Genomic DNA, 21,325 nt, shown 5'->3' with positions numbered 1-21,325 from the left:
CCGGAAGGGTGGCACTCAGCCGCTCGGAAGCTCGAGGTCGGTCTTGTTCAGCTCCTCGATGTTCACGTCCTTGAAGGTGAGCACCCGGACCTGCTTCACGAACCTCGCGGGCCGGTACATGTCCCAGACCCAGGCGTCCGCCATCGAGACCTCGAAGAACACCTCTCCCTGTACCGAGTGCACCTGCATCTCGTAGTCGTTGGTGAGGTAGAAGCGTCGTTCCGTCTCGATCACGTATTTGAACAGCCCGACGACGTCGCGGTACTCCCGGTAGAGCTTCAGCTCCATCTCGGTCTCGTACTTCTCGAGGTCCTCGGCGCTCATGGCATGTTCCCCTTCAGCCGTGCGTCCCCCTATTGTGCGCCAGGCTCACGCGCCCCCAGGCAATTTCCGGACCTCAGGCGTGCGTCGTCACCCGGTCACGCGCCTCGGATGCCTTCCGCTGCCCGAAAAGCCGGGCGAGGGGCCCGTAGGCCGCGCCGCCCAGGATCAGCACCGCCCCGGCCACCACGGCCGCGAGGATCAGCTTCACCGGACCCGGCTGGGACACTCCGCCCGGCAGTGTCGCGAAGCCCTGCGGACGCGCCACGAGTCCGCCGGTCAGTGGCCAGGCCACCGCGTCCACGCGCGCGCTGACGTCGCTGCGCGACACCGCACCGCGCCCTGCGTCCTGGAGGTGCTCCCGGGAGTCCAGGGACCCCATGCGCTCGTCACCGAGCAGGAAGAGCTTCCCTTCCGGCACCTCGACGCTGAACTCCGTGGGCGAGGCCTGGCCCTTGGTGAGCAGGTAAGGCTCATCGACCGCCTTGCCGTTGACGGTGAGCCGGCCCTGCGCGTCACAGCAGGCGACGGTGTCGCCGCCGACCGCGACGGCCCGCTTGACCATGGGCGTATCGCCCCACAGCTTGTCGGTGAAGACCACGACATCGCCGCGCCGCACCTCGGAGCCGTCGATCCGCTCCGCCAGTACCCGGTCGCCGGGGTGGACTGTCGGCGACATGGAGTCCGTCGGCACCGTGTAGGGCTGGTAGGCGATGGCTCCCCACGCGAACCCTCCGAGGAAGAACACACAACCGACGGCCACGGCCATCCCCGACAGCACCCTGCCGACACGGCCGTGACCGCCCGCTATCGATCCTGTTCCGCTCATACCAGCGCCTCCCTCCGGAGTCGACGATCGCTGATCTGAGTCGGCACCTTACCCGGCGGTACGGCGATCAGTCAGCCTCCGCCTGCGGCGGATCACCAGCGGAAGTGCGCCCGCGACAGCGATGGCACCGGGTGCCACGGTCGCCGCCGCTGCGGCGAGGCCCGGCTGGTCGAAGGTGTCCGGCACCGGCAGTGTCGACCAGCGGTCGATCGGCCAGGCCACCACCACGGCCCGCCCCACGACCTTGTCGACCGGCACGAACCCCTTGTTGGCGTCCTCCATGTGGTAGCGGGAGTCCCGGGAGTTCTGCCGGTGGTCGCCCATCACCCAGATCTTGCCCTCGGGCACCTTCAACGGCCCGAACGGCGCGTCGTCGCACGGCGTGTTCCCCGGGTAGATGTACGGCTCGTCCAGCGCCTTCCCGTTCACCTTCACCGGACCACCCGCCTTGCACTCCACGGTGTCACCACCCACCGCGATCGTCCGCTTGATCAGATCCTTCTCCTCGGACGACGGCATCAGACCGATGAAACTCAGAAACTGCTGCACCGCATTCGGCTCAGGAGTCGGCTCCCCGTCCAGCCACCCACCCGGATCATGGAACACCACCACCTCACCCCGCTCCGGCTCCCCGCCGAACCACGGAGTCAGCTTGTCCACCAACACCCGATCACCACGCTGAAGCGTGTCCTGCATCGAATCGGACGGAATCGAGAACGCCTGCACCAGAAACGTCTTGATCAACAACGCCAGCACCAACGCGATACCGACCAGCAGCGGCAGCTCCTTCCAGAACGAACGCTGCTTCCTGACCCGAGGGCCATCCCCATCGTGGTGATCTTCAGAACCTGCGGATCCTGCGGAATCGGAGGCAGACTCGGCGGGCTGCTCGGGCCTCTGCTCGGGGTCTCCATGTCCAGACTGTGCACCGACGGCCACGTCGCTCACATCCACTCCTCTATCTGCTGCGCCAACGCCTGCCCCTGGGCACTGCCGATCACAGGCCCATTACTCCGAACAACGAGCGGGAGTTCCGCACGGCTACTGCCATTCTCCGATCGCCTGCCGACCGGCGGCTCACGGTGGGGGCAGCCCCACCCGTCTTGCGCCCCCGTCGGCAAAGCGCCCCCCGGTCGCTCAGCGTGCTCGCCGGGCGGCCGGGGGGCGCTTCGTCAGCTTCGTCATCCGTCAGCTTTGTCGAGCGGGTCCTTCTGACACCCGCGAGCGGGACCGGCCTCCATCATCGCGCAACGGAACGTCCGGGGCCGCCCGGCGCGGCAGTGTGTCAGCGGCCGGAAGCGGTGTCCGGCGCCGGCAGTGTCGACCAACGGCCGATCGGCCAGGCCACCACCACGGCCCGCCCCACGACCTTGTCCACCGGCACGAAACCGGCGTACGGCCCGCTCTGGTTGTAGCGGGAATCAAGGGAGCTCTGCCGGTGGTCGCCCATCACCCAGATCCTGCCCTCGGGCACCTTCAACGGCCCGAACGGCATGTCGTCGCACGGCGTGTTCCCCGGGTAGATGTACGGCTCCTCCAGCGCCTTCCCGTTCACCTTCACCGGACCACCCGCCTTGCACTCCACGGTGTCACCACCCACCGCGATCGTCCGCTTGATCAGATCCTTCTCCTCGGACGACGGCATCAGACCGATGAAACTCAGAAACTGCTGCACCGCATTCGGCTCAGGAGTCGGCTCCCCGTCCAGCCACCCACCCGGATCATGGAACACCACCACCTCACCCCGCTCCGGCTCCCCGCCGAACCACGGAGTCAGCTTGTCCACCAACACCCGATCACCACGCTGAAGCGTGTCCTGCATCGATTCCGACGGAATCGAGAACGCCTGCACCAGAAACGTCTTGATCAACAACGCCAGCACCAACGCGATACCGACCAGCAGCGGCAGCTCCTTCCAGAACGAACGCTGCTTCCTGACCTGGACGACCTGGCTGTCATCCTCAGCGGGGCGTTCCTCGGGTCCTGCGGATGCTGCGGGCTCTGCCGGTCCCTCGGACTGCTCGTCCCGCTCGGGTCCAGATCGTGCGTCGACCGCCACGTCCCCCACATCCACTCCTCGCTCCGCGCCACGCCCCGTGCCGGAGACGGTGCAGCCCCACCACCCCCATCGCCAGCGGAAGTTCCGTGGCGTCCGGGATGCCGAGCATTGCGTTCAGATTCTGAGTGGACACACTATGCGACGGGCTTGTGGCGGTGGTCGCGGCACCCCGCGCGTCGGGAACCGATGCGTACGTCCCGCGTTGTTCGAGGCCCTTCCAGTGGTCGAAGGGCCAGGCGATCACGACGGCCCGTCCGATGACCCCGTCCAGGGACACCGTGCCGTCATAGGCCTCGTTCAGGTGAGCCCGCGAGTCGGCCGAGTTGGACCGGTGGTCGCCCATCACGAAGAGCCGTCCGTCGGGGACCCGCACCTCGAAGCGCAGTGTCGACGGCCCGCTGTCGGGGTGGAGATAGGGCTCGTTCAACGGGACGCCGTTGACCGTGACCCGGCCGTTCGTGTCGCAGCACTTGACGGTGTCACCGCCGACACCGACGACCCGCTTGATCAGGTCCTGCTCGTCCTCCGAGGGGAGCAGTCCGATGAAGGTCAGCACCTGCTTGACCTGCTTGAGCACCACCGGATCGTCCTTGACGGGTGTCTGCTCCTGCTGGAGCCAGCCCCCCGGGTCCCTGAACACCACGACATCGCCGCGCTCCGGCTTCTTGCCGAACCACGGGGTCAGCTTGTCCACCAGCACCCGGTCGTCGATCTGGATCGTTTGCTCCATCGAGCCCGACGGGATCACGAACGCCTGCACGAGAAAGGTCTTCAGCCCGAGCGCGATCATCAACGCGACCACGATCAGGATCGGTATCTCCTTGACGGCCGAGCGCCGGCGCCGCCGCTTCACCTTGCGGGCAAGCCTGCGCCGCTCCGCACGCCCCGGCAGGGTCCGGGTCCCGTTGGTGGGGCGGGAACCGGTCGGCAACCGGGTGTCGGCCCGGTGGCTCGCGCGCCGTCCGCGGTTACCCATGGGCACCGCCGGGTGGCACGGAGTCGAAGGTCATGGTCGGCTCCAGCGATGACCAGCGTCCGGCCGGCCAGCCGATCCAGTCCACCCGGCCGATCACCTTGTCCAGCGGCACCATGCCACCGCCGGGATCTCCCAGGTGATCCCGGGAATCACGGGACTTGCCGCGGTGGTCCCCCAGCACGAAGAGCGTGCCCTCGGGTACGACGATGTCGAACGGCACGCGGGAGGGGGCGTCGTCGGGATGGACGTAGTACTCGTCGATCGCCATGCCGTTCACCTCGAGCCTCCCCCCTTTACCGCAGCACTTGACGCGGTCGCCGCCCACGCCGACCACGCGCTTCACGAAATCGGTCTCGGCCGGTTCGGCGAGCCCCAGTGCCGCCGCGGTGCCCTGCACCAGCCCGGCAAGCGCGTTGCGGTCCCCCGCCTCCTGGACGAACGACCCGGTGCCGTCGAAGACGACGACATCCCCGCGCCGGGGCTCGGAACCGAAACGGTACGCCAGCTTGTTCACCACCACCCGGTCGCCGACCTGGAGTCCGGGTTCCATGGAGGTACTGGGAATCAGGAAGGGCTGGACCACGAAGTGGCTCAGCAGCAGCAGGAGGACACCGGCGACGACTCCGAGACCGGCCGCACGGCGCAGGGTGAGCCGGCGCAGAAATCCGGAGGCTCGCGCGGGTACACGCGCGGAGCGCGACCGCTGCTCCGGCAGAGACTCGTCGGTCCCCTGGGCGGATGAGCGGTCGCGCTCCGTGTGCTGTACGTCGGTGTCCATCGGTGCCAGATGTTATCCGGCCGCGATAAAGACCGTATGAGGCCTCAGCTTGGCGCGGTGTGAGCCTGAGCTCACCTGTCGCGCTTCTCCTTGATCTTCGCGGCCTTGCCGCGCAGCTCACGCAGGTAGTAGAGCTTGGCGCGACGGACGTCACCACGGGTGACGAGCTCGATCTTCTCGAAGATCGGGCTGTGCACCGGGAAGGTGCGCTCGACACCGACGGAGAACGAGACCTTGCGGACCGTGAAGGTCTCGCTGACGCCGGAGCCCTGGCGGCGGATGACGACACCCTTGAACTGCTGGATACGGGAGCGGTTGCCCTCGATGACGCGAACGTGGACGTTCACGGTGTCACCGGGACGGAATGCCGGGACGTCGGTCCGCAGCGAGGCGGAGTTGACGGCGTCGAGCACGTGCGACATGTTCGTCTGCTTTCTTCGCCAATGCCACAGGTCATCAGCGGTATGAAGAAGATGGGATGGAGGCCGTCACGTCGGAGCGGGCGCCGTGTCCCCCTGTGGCAGGGGACGCACGTCGGACGTACGGCAGCGGCCTATTCTTCCATGGCCGGTGGCCTGCGCCAAAATCCGCCGTCGGACGAGGGTGCCCAGCCCAGGATGGAGAGCATCTCCCGGTCCTTCTTGTCGAACAGCGACGGCTCGCAGCGCTCGATCAGATCCGGACGGTTCACAGCCGTCCTGCGGAACGCCTCGTCACGGCGCCAGCGCGCGATCTTCCCGTGGTGTCCGCTGAGCAGCACCTCCGGAATGCCACGACCGCGCCACTCGGGTGGCTTGGTGTAGACGGGACCTTCCAGCAGATTGGCCATGGCACCGGGCGCGAAGGAGTCGTCCCGGTGGGACTCGGCATTGCCGAGCACTCCCGGCAGCAGCCGGGCCACCGCCTCGGTGATGACCAGGACGGCCGCCTCGCCACCGGCGAGGACGTAGTCGCCGATCGAGACCTCGAGGACCGGTATGCGAGTGGCGTACTCGTCCATGACCCGGCGGTCGATGCCCTCGTACCGGGCCGGGGTGAAGATCAGCCAGGGCCGCTGGGAGAGCTCGACGGCGAGTTCCTGGGTGAAGGGCCGCCCGCTGGGGGTGGGAACGACGATGACCGGGCCATGTGCCCCGGCCTCGTAGCCGTCGGCGAGGGCCTGGTCGAGGGCGTCCCCCCAGGGCTCGGCCTTCATGACCATGCCGGGACCGCCGCCGTACGGGGTGTCGTCGACGGTGTTGTGCCGGTCGTAGGTCCACTTGCGAAGATCGTGTACGTGGACGTCGAGCCGTCCCCGGGCCCGGGCCTTGCCGACCAGCGAGACGTTCAGCGGCTCCAGGTACTCGGGGAAGATCGTGACGACGTCGAGTCGCATCAGGCCCCGTCCTCGTCTTTGCCGTCCGGGGCCCCGCCCTCGTCGCGGCTCGAAGCGATCTCGGCACGGTCGTCGATCAGCCCCGGGGGCGGGGTGATGACGGCCTTCTGTTCCTCGAGATCGATCTCGGCGACGATCTCCTCCACGAAGGGGATCATCACCTCGGTGCCGTCGGGCCTTTCCACGATGAAGAGGTCCTGCGAGGGCAGGTGTGAGATCTCGGTGATCCGGCCCACCTCGGTGCCGTCGGCGAGCACCACATCGAGGTCCATCAGCTGGTGGTCATAGAACTCATCGGGCTCGTCAGGGCGTTCGTCCGGGTCGACCTCGGCGATGAGCAGGGTGTTGCGCAGGGCCTCGGCGCCGTTGCGGTCCCGTACGCCCTCGAAGCGCAGCAGCAGCCGGCCGCTGTGCACCCGTCCCGTCTCGATCGTCAGCGGTCCCGCCGACACCGGGTCCGTGTGAAGTACGGCTCCGGGCCCGAGCCTCAGTTCCGGCTCGTCGGTGCGGACTTCGACGGTGACCTCGCCCTTGACGCCATGGGCACGGCCGATCCGTGCGACTACCAACTGCACGCTCAATGCTCCTGTCATACGACGACGGGCCGGGGAGGACAGTAAGCCCTCCCCGGCCCGTGCCGGTGATCAACTGATCAGCGGACCTGGTCCACGTCAACGAGGTCGACACGGACACCCCGGCCACCGATGGCACCCACGACGGTGCGCAGGGCACGAGCGGTGCGGCCGTTGCGGCCGATCACCTTGCCGAGGTCATCGGGGTGCACCCGGACCTCCAGCACGCGCCCGCGACGCAGGTTGCGCGAGGCGACCTGCACATCGTCGGGGTTGTCGACGATGCCCTTCACGAGGTGCTCGAGAGCCTCCTCGAGCATGCTCAGGCCTCGGTCGACTCGGCGGGGGCCTCAGCCTCGTCCGCCTTCTTCTCGGACTTCTTGGCCTTCTGCGTGATGGCCTCGCCCTTGTTCTCGTCACCCTCGAGGGCCTTGGCGAAGTCGTCGAAGGAACGACGCTTGTCTTCCTTCGTCGCCGGGACGAGCAGCGGCTTCGGGGCGGGGAGCCCCTTGTGCTTCTGCCAGTCGCCGGTGAGCTTCAGGATCGCGAGGACCGGCTCGGTCGGCTGGGCGCCGACGGACAGCCAGTACTGGGCACGCTCCGAGTCGACCTCGATACGCGACGGGTTGTACGTCGGGTGGTACAGACCGATCTCCTCGATGGCCCGGCCGTCACGGCGGGTACGGGAGTCGGCGACGACGATGCGGTAGTGAGGCGAACGGATCTTGCCCAGACGCTTCAGCTTGATCTTGACTGCCACGGGAGTGGGTTCTCCTGATTTTGACGTGGTTGGGCACAGCGAGTTGCCGCGTGGGGTTGCGGTACCCGATGGCCCGACGGACGCGTCAGCCGGAGGAGAGAGGGGTCCTATGCGACTGTCGAGTACAGCTGGCCATTCTGCCACACCCACGACACGGGGGCGGACCACGGTCCGGTCCGCCCGCGCGAAGCACTCGCGCCGCTTGATGCTCGGGCGCTGGGGAGCCCGCGTGCCGAGGTGCTCGGGTGACCGAGCGGTTCAGCTCGCCGCAGCCACCGCTTCGGGGATGCGGAAGGGCTTGCCGCAGCCTCCGCACACGATGGGGGCCTGGGCGAGGACCGATGGCACCACCCTCACATTGCGCCCGCAGTCGCATACGGCCTTGACCCGTACACCCCCACCCGACGAGCCGTGCCGGGCGGCCGGACCGCGGAAGGAGCGCTTGGTGTCGGAAGCCGTCGCAACCGTGTGCGCAGCGAGGGCACGCTGGAGCCGCTCGATGGTCGGCCGGTACCGCCGCTTCGCCTCCACATTGAGCGTGACCAGCGAGAAACCGCTGCTCGGATGTGGCTCCTCCGGGTGGTCCAGGCCCATCTCCTCGGCGATCGCCAGGAACCGGCGGTTGTGATAGCGACCGGCGCGGGAGGTGTCGCGGACACCTCGGGCGGCGGCGATGCCGTGGACTGCCTCATGGAGCAGTCGCTCGAAGGAGAGCTCGTGGCCGCACGCCGACGAGGACTCTCCGATCAGGGACTCGGGCGCGGCGAGATCCGGCAGCTCGGCGTGGTACCGCTGAATGTCGGCCCACGCCTGCGCCAGCTCTGCGGCGAGAACAGGTGGTGTCGTGCTCACGTCGTGACAACGAGCCGGAGGCCCCTCGGGTTCCATTCCGGGCCATCCCAAATAATTTGCACTTACCCGTCAGTTGGCATTGATGCGTCCTGACGAGGGCGGGTGCGCTGAACTGCGGAGAAGTCACGCAGCTCACAACAAGCCGGTACGTAGTGGAGCGTCGGCGAAATACACGCCGAAGACACGCGTCACGGCACGTAGCCACGGCGGCGCCCCGGGAGCCCGAGGCGCGGACGCGGTGGCAGGGCTCCGGGCCCGGCCCGCTCGACCGGACACACCCTCTCCACCGGCCCACCCGTTCGGCGGCCGCGCCGTTCAGTAGGCACGCGCGACGATCGCGAGCGTACCCGGGGCGTCGTCGGCCTCCGGCACCGACCCGTCATCGCCGACCAGACACCGCACGGACACGGCCTGCTCGGCGAGCAGCGCCTCGCCGCCCGTACCCAGGACGGCCCAGGGGACACGCGCCCAGCCGCCCGCGAGCACCGCCTCAGCCGCCTCCTCGATCGTCGCCACGTCCGTGGTCCGGGCCTCGCGACGCTCCCGCGACTGGCGCAGCAGCAGCGCCTGGTCCTCTTCGAGCACGGTGGGCAGCAGTCCCGCGAGCGCGTCGATGGCCACGGGCTCCTTGCCTCCGGGAATGCGCCGGGCGAGCATCGCCGTGCCGTTCTCCAGATCGCGCGGCCCGATCTCGATGCGCACCGGCACGCCCTTGAGCTCCCAGTCCACGGCCCGCCGCCCGAAAGGGGTGTCGGTGCGGTCGTCGACCTGGACCCGGATCCCGGCGGCCGCCAGCCGGTCGCCGAGCTCCCGCACCTTGGCGAGCACCGCCTCGTCGTCCTTGATAGCGAGCACGACGGCCTGCACCGGCGCCAGCCGGGGCGGCACGCGCAGCCCGTTGTCATCGCCGTGCGACATGATCAGCCCGCCGACCATCCGGGTGGAGCAGCCCCAGGAGGTCTGCCAGGCCAGTTCCTGCTTGCCGTCCTTCGACAGATAGGTCGTGTGGAAGGCCTTGGAGAAGTTGGTGCCGAGCTCGTGGCTCGTGCCCATCTGCAAGGCCTTGCCGTCGCCCATCATGCCTTCGAGCGTCAGGGTGTTGATGGCTCCTGCGAAGCGTTCACGGGGCGTCTTGCGCCCGAGCACCACGTCGATGCCGAGGACGTTCACCATGAAGTCGGCGTAGACCTCGCGGTGGATACGGGCGGCGTAGTCGCGCGCCTCCTCGTAGGTGGCGTGGGCGGTGTGGCCCTCCTGCCAGAGGAACTCGGTGGTGCGCAGGAAGACCCTCGGGCGCATCTCCCAGCGCACCACGTTCGCCCACTGGTTGATGAGCAGCGGCAGATCGCGGTAGCTCTGCACCCACTTGGAGAAGTAGTCATTGATGATCGTCTCCGAGGTGGGGCGGACGACGACCGGCTCCTCCAGTTCCTTGCCCCCGCCGTGGGTGACGACCGCGAGCTCGGGGGCGAAGCCCTCGACGTGCTCGGCTTCCCTGGTCAGATACGACTGCGGGATGAAGAGCGGGAAGTACGCGTTGGACGCCCCGGCCTCCTTGATGCGGTCGTCCATCTCCTGCTGCATCCGCTCCCAGAGCCCGTAGCCGTAGGGGCGGATCACCATCGTGCCCCGCACCGGGCCGTTGTCGGCGAGCTCGGCCTTGTTGATCAGGTCCTGGTACCAGCGGGGGAAGTCCTCGGCCTGCGGCGTGAGGACGGGTGCCTTTGCCATGGCGGGAATCGTACGGCGGCCCCACTCTGGTTGGGGAATCGCTGCGAGCCTTGGGGGGCGTACGACCGGAGCGCGCCGAGGCTTTGCGGCGCGACCTCTGGACGTACGGACGGATGCGGAGTTCCCTGGCATACGGGGGCGCAGGAGCGCACGCACACGGGGGGCTGTCAATCAGGGCACGGCTGACCTCTCGGTGGATTGGGGCGCTTTTCGATGGGACACACGCTCGTCCGGCACCACCCCGTTACAGCCTTCGCACGCCCGGCCGGTGACCCAGCGCGGGCCCGCGACTGGGCCGAGATCCAGGAACGGATGCTGGTGCCCCTCTACGAGGCGGTGTACGAGCATCTGGAGGTCGGCGGGCGTTCCCGGGTACTGGGGCTCGGCTGCGGCTCGGGGCTGGCTCTGCTGATGGCGGCGAGGCGTGGGGCGCAGGTCACCGGGGTCGACACGGACGGGGCACGCCTGGCACTGGCCCGCACGCGCCTCGGTCCGGACCCGGACGGCGGCAGGCACACGTCCCTCGGGGACGGGGTACCCGGCGCGGACATACGGCTGGTGGAGGGCGGCGCCGATGATGCCGCGGACCCCACCCGGCCCCGCTTCGACGTGATCACCGCATTTCAGCCGATCGGGTGTACGGCAGGCGACTCGGAAGGGCTCGTCCCCGCGCTGGAAGCGGCCGTTCCGCTCGCCACGCGTGGCAGTGCGGTCGTGCTGGCGGGCTGGGGACCGCCCGAGCGGTGTGCGACCGCGGCAGTGCTGCGGGTCGCGAGCCGGCTGACCGAACGGCTGCGGACGGCCGGTGGCTGGCGGCCGCCCCGGCGGGACGACCTGGAGGATGTGGCGACCAGGGCCGGTCTCAACCCTGACGGCTCGGGACGGGTCGCCTGCCCGTTCGGCTACGCGGACCCGGACAGCGCCGTGCGGGGGCTGCTGTCGACCGGACTGTTCGACGCGGCCATACGGGCGACGGACCATAAGCAGGTCGAGAAGGAGATCGCGGAGGCGTTGCACCCGTATGTGCGGTCCGACGGTACGGTCTGGATGCCCAATGTGTTCCGGTATCTGATCGCCCGGACACCGTGAGGGGTACGCCCGCCCCCGGAGAGCCGCTCACCGTGGAAGGGTGCGGTCCACCCGGACGGCCTACTGTGCCCCGTTGCTCTTGGTGAGCCGCGTGATGCCCGCCGCCCGGTACGCGTCGTCCTCCTCGAGGGTCTCGTTGGCCAGCAGGGCCTCGGCGAGGGCGTCGAGCCGGGCGCGGTTGTCCCGCAGCTGCCGGCAGGCGCTCTCGTAACACTCGTCGGCGATCCGGCGCATCTCGTGGTCCACCGCGTCCAGCGTCGCCGGGGCGGCCGCGAGCCCGTACGCCTCCTGAGCGTGGCCCGGGATCGCGGTGAAGCGGCCCACGCGTTCGCTCATGCCCCAGCGGCCGACCATGCCCCGCACCAGCTGGGTGACCTGGTCCAGATCGCTCTCGGAGCCAGTGGTGACCACCCCGTAGACCACGTGCTCGGCCGCCATTCCGCCCAGTGCTCCGACGATGCGCCCACGCAGGTACTCCTCCGTGAAGGCATAGCGATCGGCATCGGGCGTGGACAGGGTGACGCCCAGCGCACGGCCGCGCGGCACGATCGTGATCTTGCGGACCGGGTCGGCGCCGGGCTGGAGCATGCCGAGCAGCGCGTGGCCGCTCTCGTGGTACGCGGTTCTGCGGCGCTCGTCCTCGGGCATCACCAGCGGCCGTTCCGCGCCGAGCTGCACCTTCTCCAGGGCCGCGGAAAGATCCCCCTGGGTGACCTCCTGCTGCCTGCGCTTGACCGCGAGCAGCGCGGCCTCGTTGGCGAGGTTGGCCAGTTCGGCACCCGTCATTCCCGGGGTCGTACGGGCCACTTGAGCGAGGTCGACCCCCTCGGCCAGCGGGATCTCCCTGGTGTGGATCCGCAGGATCGCCTCACGGCCACGCCGGTCGGGCGGGCTGACCTGAACGATCCGGTCGAAACGACCGGGGCGGGTGAGGGCCGGGTCGAGCACGTCGGCACGGTTGGTGGCGGCCAGCACGACCACACCCTCCGAGCCGGTGAAGCCGTCCATCTCGGTCAGGATCTGGTTGAGGGTCTGCTCCCGCTCGTCATGGCCGCCGATGCCCGCGCCCCCGGAGCGCACCCGGCCGATGGTGTCGATCTCGTCGATGAACACGATGGCCGGGGCGACCTTGCGGGCCTCGGCGAAGAGCTCCCGTACCCGGGACGCCCCCACACCCACGATCATCTCGATGAACTCGGACGCGGAAGCGGAGAAGAACGGCACCCCCGCCTCACCCGCCACGGCCCGCGCGAGCAGGGTCTTCCCGGTGCCCGGCGGTCCGGCGAGCAGCACACCGCCGGGCATGCGGGCGCCCATGTCCCGGTACGCCTGAGGGTTCTTGAGGAAGTCAACGACATCGTTGAGCTCCCCCGCGACCTCGTCGATCCCGGCCACGTCGTCGAAGGTGGTGCGCCTGCCGACGGTCAGCTCGACGGGCCGGGGCGGCGTCTTGCGGCCGAGGGGCCCGGCGATACCGGTGCCCATCCGCCGTGCGGCGAGTACCCAGATGAGGACCAGCACGAGGATCGGGGCGAGTGAGATCAGCAGGTTGACGAGGAATCCGCGCTGGGCGACGACGGGTTCCGCCGTGACGACCACACCCTTCCGGGTGAGTTCCTGCCAGAGGTCGTCATCAGTGAACGAGGGCCTCTGGGTGCTGAACTTGGTGTAGTCGCCGTCTCCGTCCGGCAGCGGCCGGGGCTTCTTCAGCTCGCCCTGGATGGCGTCGCCCTTGGCGTAGATCCTGGCGACGTTGCCCGCCGTGACCTGCTTGCTGAATTCGGTGTACGAGAGGGTGGGCTGCTCTTCCTCGCCGATGAACGTCAGTGCCAGGAACGCGGCGGCGAACACCACGAGCGCGGCCACCGCCAGGCCGATCCAGCCCCCGGGCGGCCGGCGCTTCGGCGGCGGAGCGCCCTCGGACCGCCAGGGCTGGTCGGTGCGGTCGCGCGGCGGTACGGAATTGGCCACGTGCCCATGACCGCACAGCTCACCGGGGGGTGCCACCGGGGACGCGCACATGGCCGAGGGCCCCGCGGTCGGACGACCGCGGGGCCCTCTGGCACCGCTCATCAGGGGCGGCCTGTCAGCCCATGAACTTCTTGAACTCGTCCGGGAGCTCGAAGTCCTTGCCCGCACCGCCCGGCGGAAGGCCGAACGCACCGCCCTCAGCGGCCTGCTCGCGACGGGCCGCGGCGGCCTGCTCCTCGGCCTTGCGCTTCATCGGGTTGCCGCTCTTGCGCTTGCCCTTGGCCTGCTTCTGCTGCTTCTTCTGGCGGCCGGGGCCGCCACCCATGCCGGGGATCCCCGGCATGCCGGGCATACCGCCGCCCTGCGCCATCCTGGACATCATCTTGCGGGCCTCGAAGAACCGCTCGACCAGGCCCTTGACCGCGCTGACGTCGACACCGGAACCCTTGGCGATACGGGCGCGGCGCGAGCCGTTGATGATCGTCGGTTCCTGGCGCTCGGCCGGCGTCATCGACTTGATGATCGCCGCCGTGCGGTCCACGTCGCGTTCGTCGATGTTGTTGATCTGGTCCTTGATCTGACCCATGCCGGGCAGCATGCCGAGCAGCTTGGAGATGGAGCCCATCTTCCTGACCTGCTCCATCTGGGCCAGGAAGTCGTCGAGCGTGAAGTCCTTGCCCTTGCTGCTCGCCAGCTTGGAGGCCATCTTGGCGGCCTCTTCCTGGCTGAAGGTCTGCTCGGCCTTCTCGATGAGCGAGAGCACATCGCCCATGCCGAGGATGCGGGACGCCATGCGGTCCGGGTGGAACGCGTCGAACTCGTCCAGCTTCTCGCCGTTGGAGGCGAACATGATCTGCTTGCCGGTGACATGCGCGATGGAGAGCGCGGCGCCACCGCGCGCGTCGCCGTCCAGCTTGGAGAGCACCACGCCGTCGAAGCCGACGCCGTCGCGGAAGGCCTCCGCAGTGTTGACCGCGTCCTGACCGATCATCGAGTCGACGACGAACAGGACCTCGTCGGGGCTGACCGCGTCCCGGATGTCCGCGGCCTGCTGCATCATCTCCTGGTCGATACCGAGGCGGCCGGCGGTGTCGACGACGACGATGTCGTGGACCTTCGACTTCGCGTACTCGATCGACTCCTTGGCGACCTGGACCGGGTCGCCGACGCCGTTGCCCGGCTGCGGTGCGAACACGGCGACGCCGGCCCGCTCGGCGACCACGGCGAGCTGGTTGACGGCGTTGGGGCGCTGGAGGTCACAGGCGACGAGCAGCGGGGAGTGACCCTGGCTCTTGAGCCAGAGGCCGAGCTTTCCGGCGAGGGTGGTCTTACCGGCACCCTGGAGACCCGCGAGCATGATCACGGTGGGCGGCTGCTTGGCGAACCGCAGGCGCCGGGTCTCACCGCCGAGGATCCCGATGAGCTCCTCGTTGACGATCTTGATGACCTGCTGGGCCGGGTTCAGCGCCTGGGACACCTCGGAGCCCATAGCGCGCTCCTTGACGTCCTTGATGAAGGAGCGGACGACGGGCAGCGCGACGTCGGCCTCGAGCAGCGCGATACGGATCTCGCGTGCTGTGGCGTCGATGTCCGCCTCGGACAACCTGCCCTTGCCCCGGAGGTTCTTGAATGTCGCGGCAAGGCGGTCGGAAAGGGTATCGAACACGGCGGTCGCGGATCCTCGGGTCTCGGGGGCAGGTGGGCAGATGTCCCCCAAGGGTATCCGTACGTGCGAGTGGGGTCTGCCCCCTGCCCCGGGACCGTACGCACGCCCCCGAGGGACGGGCGGTCAGGCGCGCAGGGCGGCCTCCAGCGTCCTGGCGACCTCCGCGGCCTCCAGCGCGGGCAGCGGGGCGCCTTCGGGACCCGTGACATAGAAGGCGTCCACCGCGTTCGCGCCCAGCGTGGACACATGCGCACTGCGCACCCGCACCGCCGCCGACTCCAGTGCGTGACCGATGCGGTGCAGCAGCCCGGGCACGTCCTGGGCCCGCACCTCGATCACGGTGGCGAACCGGGAGGCCGCCGAGGCCACGGTCACCCGCGCCGGAGGGGCGGTGGCACCGCGCCGGCGCGGGTACGCCGCCTCGCGCTCGGCCAGCCTGGACCGGATGTCCAGCGAGCCGTCGAGGGCACGTACGAGATCGGCGCGCAGCCGTGCGGCCTGCGGCAGGGAGCCGTAGGCCGCCGCGACCCGCCAGTCGAGTACGAGGACCGAGCCGGAACCGACCTCGTTCGGCAGCTCGATGGCCCTGAGGTCGGCGGCACGCACGGTGAGCCGGTGCAGGGCGAGGACTCCCGCGACTGCGGGCAGCACCCCCGGCTGGTCGGGTACGGCGATCAGGAGTTCAACGCCGACCGGCTCGGGCTCGCCGTCGTGCTGGGGGGCCTCGGCCTGGGCGTGCAGGGCGAGCACGGGACCGCCCGTGCGCAGTGCCTCCACGGCGAGCCTCTCCTGCTCGGCGGTGGGCGCGGCGGGCTCCGGCTCCTCGGGGGCCTGGCCGGCGAGCACCCCTGCGACCCGTTTCACCAGGTCGGCGACGAGCGAGCCGCGCCAGGCGGACCAAGCGGCGGGTCCGGTGGCGAGTGCGTCTGCCTCGGTGAGCGCGTGCAGCAGTTCCAGCGTGCCCGATGAGCCGACCGCGTCGGCGACCGCCCGCAGGGTCGCGGGGTCGTCCAGGTCGCGCCGTGTGGCGGTCTCGATGAGCAGCAGATGGTGGCGGACGAGCGCGGCGATGACGGCCACGTCGTGCTTGTCGAAACCGATCCGCCCGGCCATGTCGCGGGCGATGGTCTCCCCGGCGACCGAGTGGTCGCCCGGCCAGCCCTTGCCGATGTCGTGCAGCAGCGCGGCGACGAGGAGCAGGTCGGGGCGGCTGACGCGGCGGGTGAGGGCCGCGGCGCGTACGGCGGTCTCGACCAGGTGGCGGTCGACGGTCCAGGTGTGCACGGCATTGCGCTGGGGGCGGCAGCGGACCCGCTCCCAGTCCGGGAGCAGCCGGGTGATCAGCCCTTCGGCCTCCAGGGCCTCCCATACGGCGACGGTGGACTCGCCGGCGCCGAGCAGCGTGACGAGTTCCTCGCGTGCGTCGGCGGGCCAGGGCACCGGTAGCGGTGCGGCGGCCGTGGCCAGGTGGCGCACGGCGTGCCGGGAGAGCGGCAGCCCGGACTGCGCGGCGGTGGCCGCGGCCCGCAGCGGCAGCACCGGGTCGCGCTCGGGCTTGGCGGTGCGGGCGAGGACGGCTTCGCCGTCCATCTCGACCACGCCTTCGGCCAGCGGGGTGCGCTCGGGCTCGGGGCGCCGTCCGCCGAATACGGCGCGCAGCCGGGGGCGTGCGGACCGGGCCTTGAGCACGCGGTTCACCTCGCGCCAGGTGACATCCGAGGCGTACGAGACGGTCCGCGCGGCCTCGTAGACCTGCCGCAGCAGGGTGTCGGCGTCGAGCAGGCCGAGCTCCTGAGCCACCTGGTCCTGTTCCTGGAGGGCGAGCCGGTCGGTGGCGCGCCCGGTGGTGAGGTGGAGCGCGTCCCGGGTGTCGAGGAGGGCCCGTCCCGCGTCGGCGAGTCCTTCACGGGGCGCGTCGGCGAGCCAGGACGCGGCGACGGCCCGCAGTGCGGTGGCGTCCCGCAGTCCCCCGCGGGCCTCCTTGAGGTCGGGTTCCAGCAGGTACTGGAGCTCGCCCTGGCGTGCTGCCCGCTCGCGGCAGAGCTCGTCGAGCTCGGGCAGCCGCTTCACGGCCTGATTGCGCCAGTCGGCGAGTACGGCGGTGCGCAGGGCGGCCACCAGGCCCAGGTCCCCGGCCACGCCGCGGGCGTCGAGCAGTCCGAGCTGCACCTTGAGGTCCTCGCCGGCGGTCTTGCGGGCCTCGCCCGCGGTGCGCACGGAGTGGTCGAGGGCGAGCCCGAGGTCCCAGACCGGGTACCAGATCCGGTCGGCGAGGGAGGCGATCGCCCCGGCGTCGGCGCTGCCGTCGTGCAGGAGCAGCAGGTCGAGGTCACTGCGCGGGGACAGCTCGCCGCGTCCGTAGCCGCCGACGGCGACGAGGGCGGCGCCTCGCACCCCGATGCTCCGCACCGCGGAGGTGAAGAGCGCGGCGAGCCAGTCGTCGGTCAGCCGGGCCAGGGCCGCACGGCGCGGCGGCCCGGACCGCGCCTTCTCCTGGAGAAGGCGCAGCCGGGCCGCCGCATAGCCGCTGGGTCCCGAGTCTTCCGTTTCCGTGGTCACATCGAGGCTCGTCACCCGGTAGCTCCCGTCTACAGCTCTCGGTTCTGCGGCACTTGGTGCATTGCCCTATACGAGCATGACGCGCTCTGCGGCAGCCGCTACAGCGCGTCCGGGCCGCGTTCACCGGTCCGCACCCGGACCGCCGTCTCGACCGGGACGCTCCAGACCTTGCCGTCCCCGATCTTGCCGGTCCTGGCCGCCTTCACCACCACGTCGATCAGCTCTTCGGCGTCGTCGTCCTCGGCCAGCACCTCGATGCGGATCTTGGGGACGAGGTCGACGGTGTACTCGGCACCACGGTAGACCTCGGTGTGGCCGCGCTGCCGCCCGTAGCCGCTGGCCTCGGTGACGGTGAGCCCCTGGACTCCGAAGGCCTGGAGGGCCTCCTTGATCTCGTCCAGCCGGTGGGGCTTCACGACTGCGGTGATGAGCTTCATGCGTCCACCTTCTTGGTCTTCTTCGTCTGCGGTGCGGCTGCCACGGTGTCGGCGGGTGCGGGGGCGACGCTCCTGCGCGCGGTGGCCCCACCGCCGGCTCCGCTGAAGTCGTACGCGGTCTCGGCGTGCTCGACCTGGTCGATGCCGGAGACCTCGTCGTCCTCGGTGACCCGCATGCCGATCGTCTTGTCGAGGGCGAAGGCGAGGATCGCGGAGACGATCAGAGAGTAGGCGAGGACCGCGAAGACGCCGATCGCCTGCTTGCCGAGCTGCTCGAAGCCGCCGCCGTAGAAGAGGCCCTTGGCGTCGGACTGGACACCGCCGGTGGCGAAGAAGCCCACCAGGAGGGAGCCGATGACGCCGCCGACGAGGTGCACGCCGACCACGTCGAGCGAGTCGTCGTAGCCGAGCTTGTACTTGAGGCCGACGGCCATGGCGCACACCAGACCGGCGATGGCGCCGATGCCGATCGCGCCGAGCGGGGAGCAGGAGCCGCCGGACGGGGTGATGGCGACGAGTCCCGCGACCGCGCCGGAGGCGGCGCCGAGGGTGGTGAAGGAACCGTGGCGGATCTTCTCGTAGCCGAGCCAGGCGAGCATCGCGGCGGCGGTGGCTACCTGGGTGTTGACGAACATCACGGCGCCGACGCCGTCGTCGTTGCCGAGCCAGGAGCCCGCGTTGAAGCCGAACCAGCCGAACCACAGGAGCCCTGCGCCGAGCATCACCAGCGGGAGGCTGTGCGGGCGCATCGGGTCCTTCTTGAAACCGACCCGCTTGCCGATCACCAGGATCACACCGAGCGCGGCTGCGCCCGCGTTGATGTGGACGGCGGTGCCGCCGGCGAAGTCGATCACGCCCAGCTCGAACAGCCAGCCGCCCGCGCCCCAGACCCAGTGGGCGACCGGGAAGTAGACGACGGTGACCCACAGCACGATGAACAGGGCCCAGGCGCTGAACTTCACCCGGTCCGCGAGCGCACCGCTGATCAGGGCGGGTGTGATGATCGCGAACATCAGCTGGAACACGGCGAAGACATACACCGGGATGGTGTAGCCGTCCCACAGCTCGTTCAGGCCGATGCCGCTCAGTCCGACGTAGTCGGACGACCAGCCGATCAGGGAGCCCGAGTCGGTGCCGAAGGCCAGGCTGAAGCCGTACAGCACCCACAGGATCGTGACGATCCCGAGGCTGATGAAGCTCATCATCAGCATGTTGAGGGTGCTCTTGACCCGGACCATGCCTCCGTAGAAGAAGGCCAGGCCCGGCGTCATGAGCATCACCAGTGCGGAGCAGATGAGCATGAACCCGGTGTTGGCGGCAGACAGCTGGGGGGCGTCTGCGGCAAGCGTGATGCCTGGGGGCATCGGCGTCTCCTCGTCGTCGTACGGCCTGTGCGGGCGGAGCCTGGGCTGGCTGGACAACCGGTGGGCGAGTGTCCGGTGCGGCTGCCTGGGAGTCGGCCGGTTATGCGCCATGAGGTTGGCGCGCCGCGGTTTCCGCCGATGCCGCCCGATGTTTCACCGCAGTGACGAAGCGATCGGACGTGTTACACGCCGATGAACTGAAGGGTCACGGAAACGTCACGCGAGTACCCTCCACGGCGGAGGAGAAGGGGCCCAGGAGCTTGGGGAGGCTTCTGGGATGCGCCCGGGCGCATGCCGACCGGCCGCGACGCACCCGATTGACCTGGCGTGGGGGGCCGAGTCGGGCTGTTATGGGTGGCGTCGCGGCCGGGGTTCTGGGGGTCGTGCCAGGTCAGACCGCCTCGGCGGTCTCGGGCAGCTGGGCTGTGAGCACCTCGGTGAGGTGGGCGACCTCGGGGACATCACCGAAGTCCCTGGCCGCCGTGTCGACGGTCTTGCGCAGCCGGGTGTTGACCCGCTCCGAACGGATCCGCTTGGCCACTCTCAGTGCCTGCCCGGCGAGCTGCGTGGACTGCTCGGGCTCCCGCTTCAGCAGATGCACCGTGGCCATGCCGATGAGGTTCAGTGCATACGAGCGCTTGTGCTCGTGGTCCTCGGCGAAGAGCTCGACCGCACGCCGCATGACGGGCTCGGCGAGTGAGGCGTAGCTGGGGCTGCGACCCGCCACATAGGCCAGGTCGCGGTACGAGTGGGCGTTCTCGCCGCTGAGCTCGGCCTCGGAGAAGAAGCGGATCCAGTCGGGCTCGGGCTCATCGGCCTCGAGGGCGTCGGCGAAGGTGTCCTCTGCCATGCGGACGGCCCGCTTGGTCTTGCTGGGCTGGCCCATGTTGGCGTAGGCACGGGCCTCCATCGCATACAGCATGGCCTGGGTGCGCTGGGTGGCGCAGTCACGGCTGCCGTACTGAGCGAGATGGATCAGCTCAAGGGCGTCGTCCGGCCTGCCGAGGTGGATCATCTGACGGCTCATGGAGGAGAGGATGAAGGAGCCGAGCGGCTTGTCCCCGGCCTCCTTGGCGGCGTGCAGGGCCAGTACGAAGTACTTCTGGGCGGTGGGCTGGAGACCGATGTCGTAGCTCATCCAGCCGGCGAGCTCAGCCAGTTCGGCGGCGCAGCGGAACAGACGCTTCGCGGTCGGCTCGGGATGAGACTCCTGGAGCAGGTCGGTCACCTCATGAAGCTGGCCGACAACGGCCTTGCGGCGCAGTCCGCCGCCGCACTGGGCGTCCCACTGGCGGAACATCGCGGTGGTGGACTCCAGCAGTTCGAGCTCAGGGCCGGAGAGCGGAGAGAGGCGCTGGGAGCCCGCCGCTGACGGCTGCGGCACGGCATCGGTGGGCGGGCCGGGCACCAGCCAGCGCTGCATGGGCTCGATGAGGGCGGGGCCGGCCGAGAGTGCGAGCGAGGTGCCGAGGAAGCCTCGGCGGGCCAGCATCAGGTCGCTGCGCGAGAACTCGTTGAGCAGGGAGACGGTCTGGTGGCCGGTCCAGGGCAGGTCCACACCGGACACGGACGGCGACTGATGGGCCGTGCGCAGGCCCAGGTCCTCGACGGCGATGACGCTGCCGAAGCGCTCGGAGAAGAGCTCGGACAGGATGCGCGGAATCGGCTCACGCGGCTGCTCACCGTCCAGCCAGCGGCGTACCCGGGAGGTGTCCGTGCTGATGTGGGGGGCGCCCATCTGGCGCGCCCTGCGGTTCACCTGCCGCGCCAGCTCGCCCTTGGACCAGCCACTGCGCACGAACCACGAGCTCAGTTGCTCGTTCGGGCGCTTACCGGTGGACGTACCGTCTGCGTCGCTGCCGCCGCTCACTGAAACGCCGCCCCCTATCTGTTGCCGTCTGTTGCCCTGTTGCCGTTGTCACGCGAACCCGTATCAGAGCGCTGTGGGTTACTGCCCCGCCTTCCGGTGGTTGCACCTCTTCGAAC

The 21,325-nt window shown here is 69.7% G+C and carries 20 protein-coding genes; 1 reads left to right on the top strand and 19 read right to left on the bottom strand.

Annotation, left to right across the window (positions count from 1 at the left end):
• Positions 1–15 precede the first annotated feature (15 nt).
• The 13 genes from ACFV6V_RS06505 to proS all read right to left on the bottom strand — a co-directional run bounded on the left by ACFV6V_RS06505 (position 16) and on the right by proS (position 10,253).
• Positions 16–324, bottom strand: a complete 309-nt coding sequence (locus ACFV6V_RS06505; protein ID WP_067395620.1) for a DUF2469 domain-containing protein — start codon at positions 322–324, stop codon at positions 16–18.
• Positions 325–397: 73 nt separating this feature from the next.
• Entirely contained in the window at positions 398–1,150 is a 753-nt protein-coding gene (gene lepB, locus ACFV6V_RS06500) for a signal peptidase I (RefSeq protein WP_385559951.1), read from the bottom strand.
• 48 nt (positions 1,151–1,198) lie between these two features.
• Entirely contained in the window at positions 1,199–2,089 is an 891-nt protein-coding gene (lepB, locus tag ACFV6V_RS06495; RefSeq protein WP_385560209.1) for a signal peptidase I, read from the bottom strand.
• Positions 2,090–2,435: 346 nt separating this feature from the next.
• Positions 2,436–3,209, bottom strand: coding sequence for a signal peptidase I (gene lepB, locus ACFV6V_RS06490; RefSeq protein WP_385559948.1), 774 nt, complete (start codon positions 3,207–3,209; stop codon positions 2,436–2,438).
• Positions 3,112–4,185 carry a signal peptidase I gene (gene lepB / locus ACFV6V_RS06485; protein ID WP_385559946.1) on the bottom strand — a complete coding sequence of 358 codons (1,074 nt, stop codon included), beginning with the start codon at positions 4,183–4,185 and terminating at the stop codon, positions 3,112–3,114. Before lepB (ACFV6V_RS06485) ends, lepB (ACFV6V_RS06490) begins: the two co-directional genes overlap by 98 nt.
• On the bottom strand, positions 4,178–4,963 hold the full coding sequence (lepB, locus tag ACFV6V_RS06480; protein WP_385559943.1) for a signal peptidase I: 786 nt from the start codon (positions 4,961–4,963) through the stop codon (positions 4,178–4,180). The genes lepB (ACFV6V_RS06485) and lepB (ACFV6V_RS06480) overlap by 8 nt, the downstream gene beginning before the upstream one ends.
• A gap of 71 nt (positions 4,964–5,034) precedes the next feature.
• Positions 5,035–5,385 (bottom strand): 50S ribosomal protein L19, encoded by a 351-nt coding sequence (gene rplS, locus ACFV6V_RS06475; protein WP_385559940.1) that lies wholly within the window; start codon positions 5,383–5,385, stop codon positions 5,035–5,037.
• Positions 5,386–5,516: 131 nt separating this feature from the next.
• The gene (gene trmD, locus ACFV6V_RS06470) at positions 5,517–6,338 is read right to left on the bottom strand and encodes a tRNA (guanosine(37)-N1)-methyltransferase TrmD (RefSeq protein WP_385559937.1); all 822 of its coding nucleotides are present in this window, start codon (positions 6,336–6,338) and stop codon (positions 5,517–5,519) included.
• The gene (gene rimM / locus ACFV6V_RS06465; protein WP_385559934.1) at positions 6,338–6,913 is read right to left on the bottom strand and encodes a ribosome maturation factor RimM; all 576 of its coding nucleotides are present in this window, start codon (positions 6,911–6,913) and stop codon (positions 6,338–6,340) included. Before rimM ends, trmD begins: the two co-directional genes overlap by 1 nt.
• Positions 6,914–6,990: 77 nt before the next feature.
• Positions 6,991–7,230, bottom strand: coding sequence for an RNA-binding protein (locus ACFV6V_RS06460; protein ID WP_014176063.1), 240 nt, complete (start codon positions 7,228–7,230; stop codon positions 6,991–6,993).
• Positions 7,231–7,232: 2 nt separating this feature from the next.
• Entirely contained in the window at positions 7,233–7,670 is a 438-nt protein-coding gene (gene rpsP, locus ACFV6V_RS06455) for a 30S ribosomal protein S16 (protein ID WP_385559931.1), read from the bottom strand.
• A gap of 258 nt (positions 7,671–7,928) precedes the next feature.
• Positions 7,929–8,522 carry a hypothetical protein gene (locus ACFV6V_RS06450; protein WP_385559928.1) on the bottom strand — a complete coding sequence of 198 codons (594 nt, stop codon included), beginning with the start codon at positions 8,520–8,522 and terminating at the stop codon, positions 7,929–7,931.
• A 315-nt stretch (positions 8,523–8,837) separates the two neighbouring features.
• A complete protein-coding gene (proS, locus tag ACFV6V_RS06445) occupies positions 8,838–10,253 on the bottom strand; it encodes a proline--tRNA ligase (RefSeq protein ID WP_385559925.1) in 1,416 nt (471 codons plus the stop codon).
• 213 nt (positions 10,254–10,466) lie between these two features.
• Here proS and ACFV6V_RS06440 point away from each other — a divergent pair, with 213 nt between their 5' ends.
• The gene (locus ACFV6V_RS06440) at positions 10,467–11,342 is read left to right on the top strand and encodes a class I SAM-dependent methyltransferase (protein ID WP_385559922.1); all 876 of its coding nucleotides are present in this window, start codon (positions 10,467–10,469) and stop codon (positions 11,340–11,342) included.
• A 60-nt stretch (positions 11,343–11,402) separates the two neighbouring features.
• Here the strand turns inward: ACFV6V_RS06440 and ftsH are convergent, their stop codons facing one another.
• The 6 genes from ftsH to ACFV6V_RS06410 all read right to left on the bottom strand — a co-directional run bounded on the left by ftsH (position 11,403) and on the right by ACFV6V_RS06410 (position 21,209).
• Complete coding sequence (gene ftsH / locus ACFV6V_RS06435; RefSeq protein WP_385559919.1) at positions 11,403–13,313, bottom strand: ATP-dependent zinc metalloprotease FtsH; 1,911 nt, start codon at positions 13,311–13,313, stop codon at positions 11,403–11,405.
• Between the two features lie 115 nt (positions 13,314–13,428).
• On the bottom strand, positions 13,429–14,979 hold the full coding sequence (gene ffh, locus ACFV6V_RS06430) for a signal recognition particle protein (protein WP_385559916.1): 1,551 nt from the start codon (positions 14,977–14,979) through the stop codon (positions 13,429–13,431).
• Positions 14,980–15,102: 123 nt separating this feature from the next.
• A complete protein-coding gene (locus tag ACFV6V_RS06425) occupies positions 15,103–17,553 on the bottom strand; it encodes a [protein-PII] uridylyltransferase (RefSeq protein WP_385559914.1) in 2,451 nt (816 codons plus the stop codon).
• 83 nt (positions 17,554–17,636) lie between these two features.
• Positions 17,637–17,975 carry a P-II family nitrogen regulator gene (locus tag ACFV6V_RS06420; protein WP_361288439.1) on the bottom strand — a complete coding sequence of 113 codons (339 nt, stop codon included), beginning with the start codon at positions 17,973–17,975 and terminating at the stop codon, positions 17,637–17,639.
• Positions 17,972–19,339 carry an ammonium transporter gene (locus tag ACFV6V_RS06415; protein ID WP_385559911.1) on the bottom strand — a complete coding sequence of 456 codons (1,368 nt, stop codon included), beginning with the start codon at positions 19,337–19,339 and terminating at the stop codon, positions 17,972–17,974. The genes ACFV6V_RS06420 and ACFV6V_RS06415 overlap by 4 nt, the downstream gene beginning before the upstream one ends.
• Before the next feature lie 391 nt (positions 19,340–19,730).
• Positions 19,731–21,209 carry a hypothetical protein gene (locus ACFV6V_RS06410; RefSeq protein WP_385559908.1) on the bottom strand — a complete coding sequence of 493 codons (1,479 nt, stop codon included), beginning with the start codon at positions 21,207–21,209 and terminating at the stop codon, positions 19,731–19,733.
• Positions 21,210–21,325: the final 116 nt, after the last annotated feature.

The sequence above is a fragment of the Streptomyces sp. NPDC059828 genome (assembly GCF_042731955.1).
Lineage (GTDB): Bacteria > Actinomycetota > Actinomycetes > Streptomycetales > Streptomycetaceae > Streptomyces.
The sequence above is the reverse complement of the archived record's forward strand: the minus strand, read 5'-3'. Positions and strand labels throughout refer to the sequence as shown.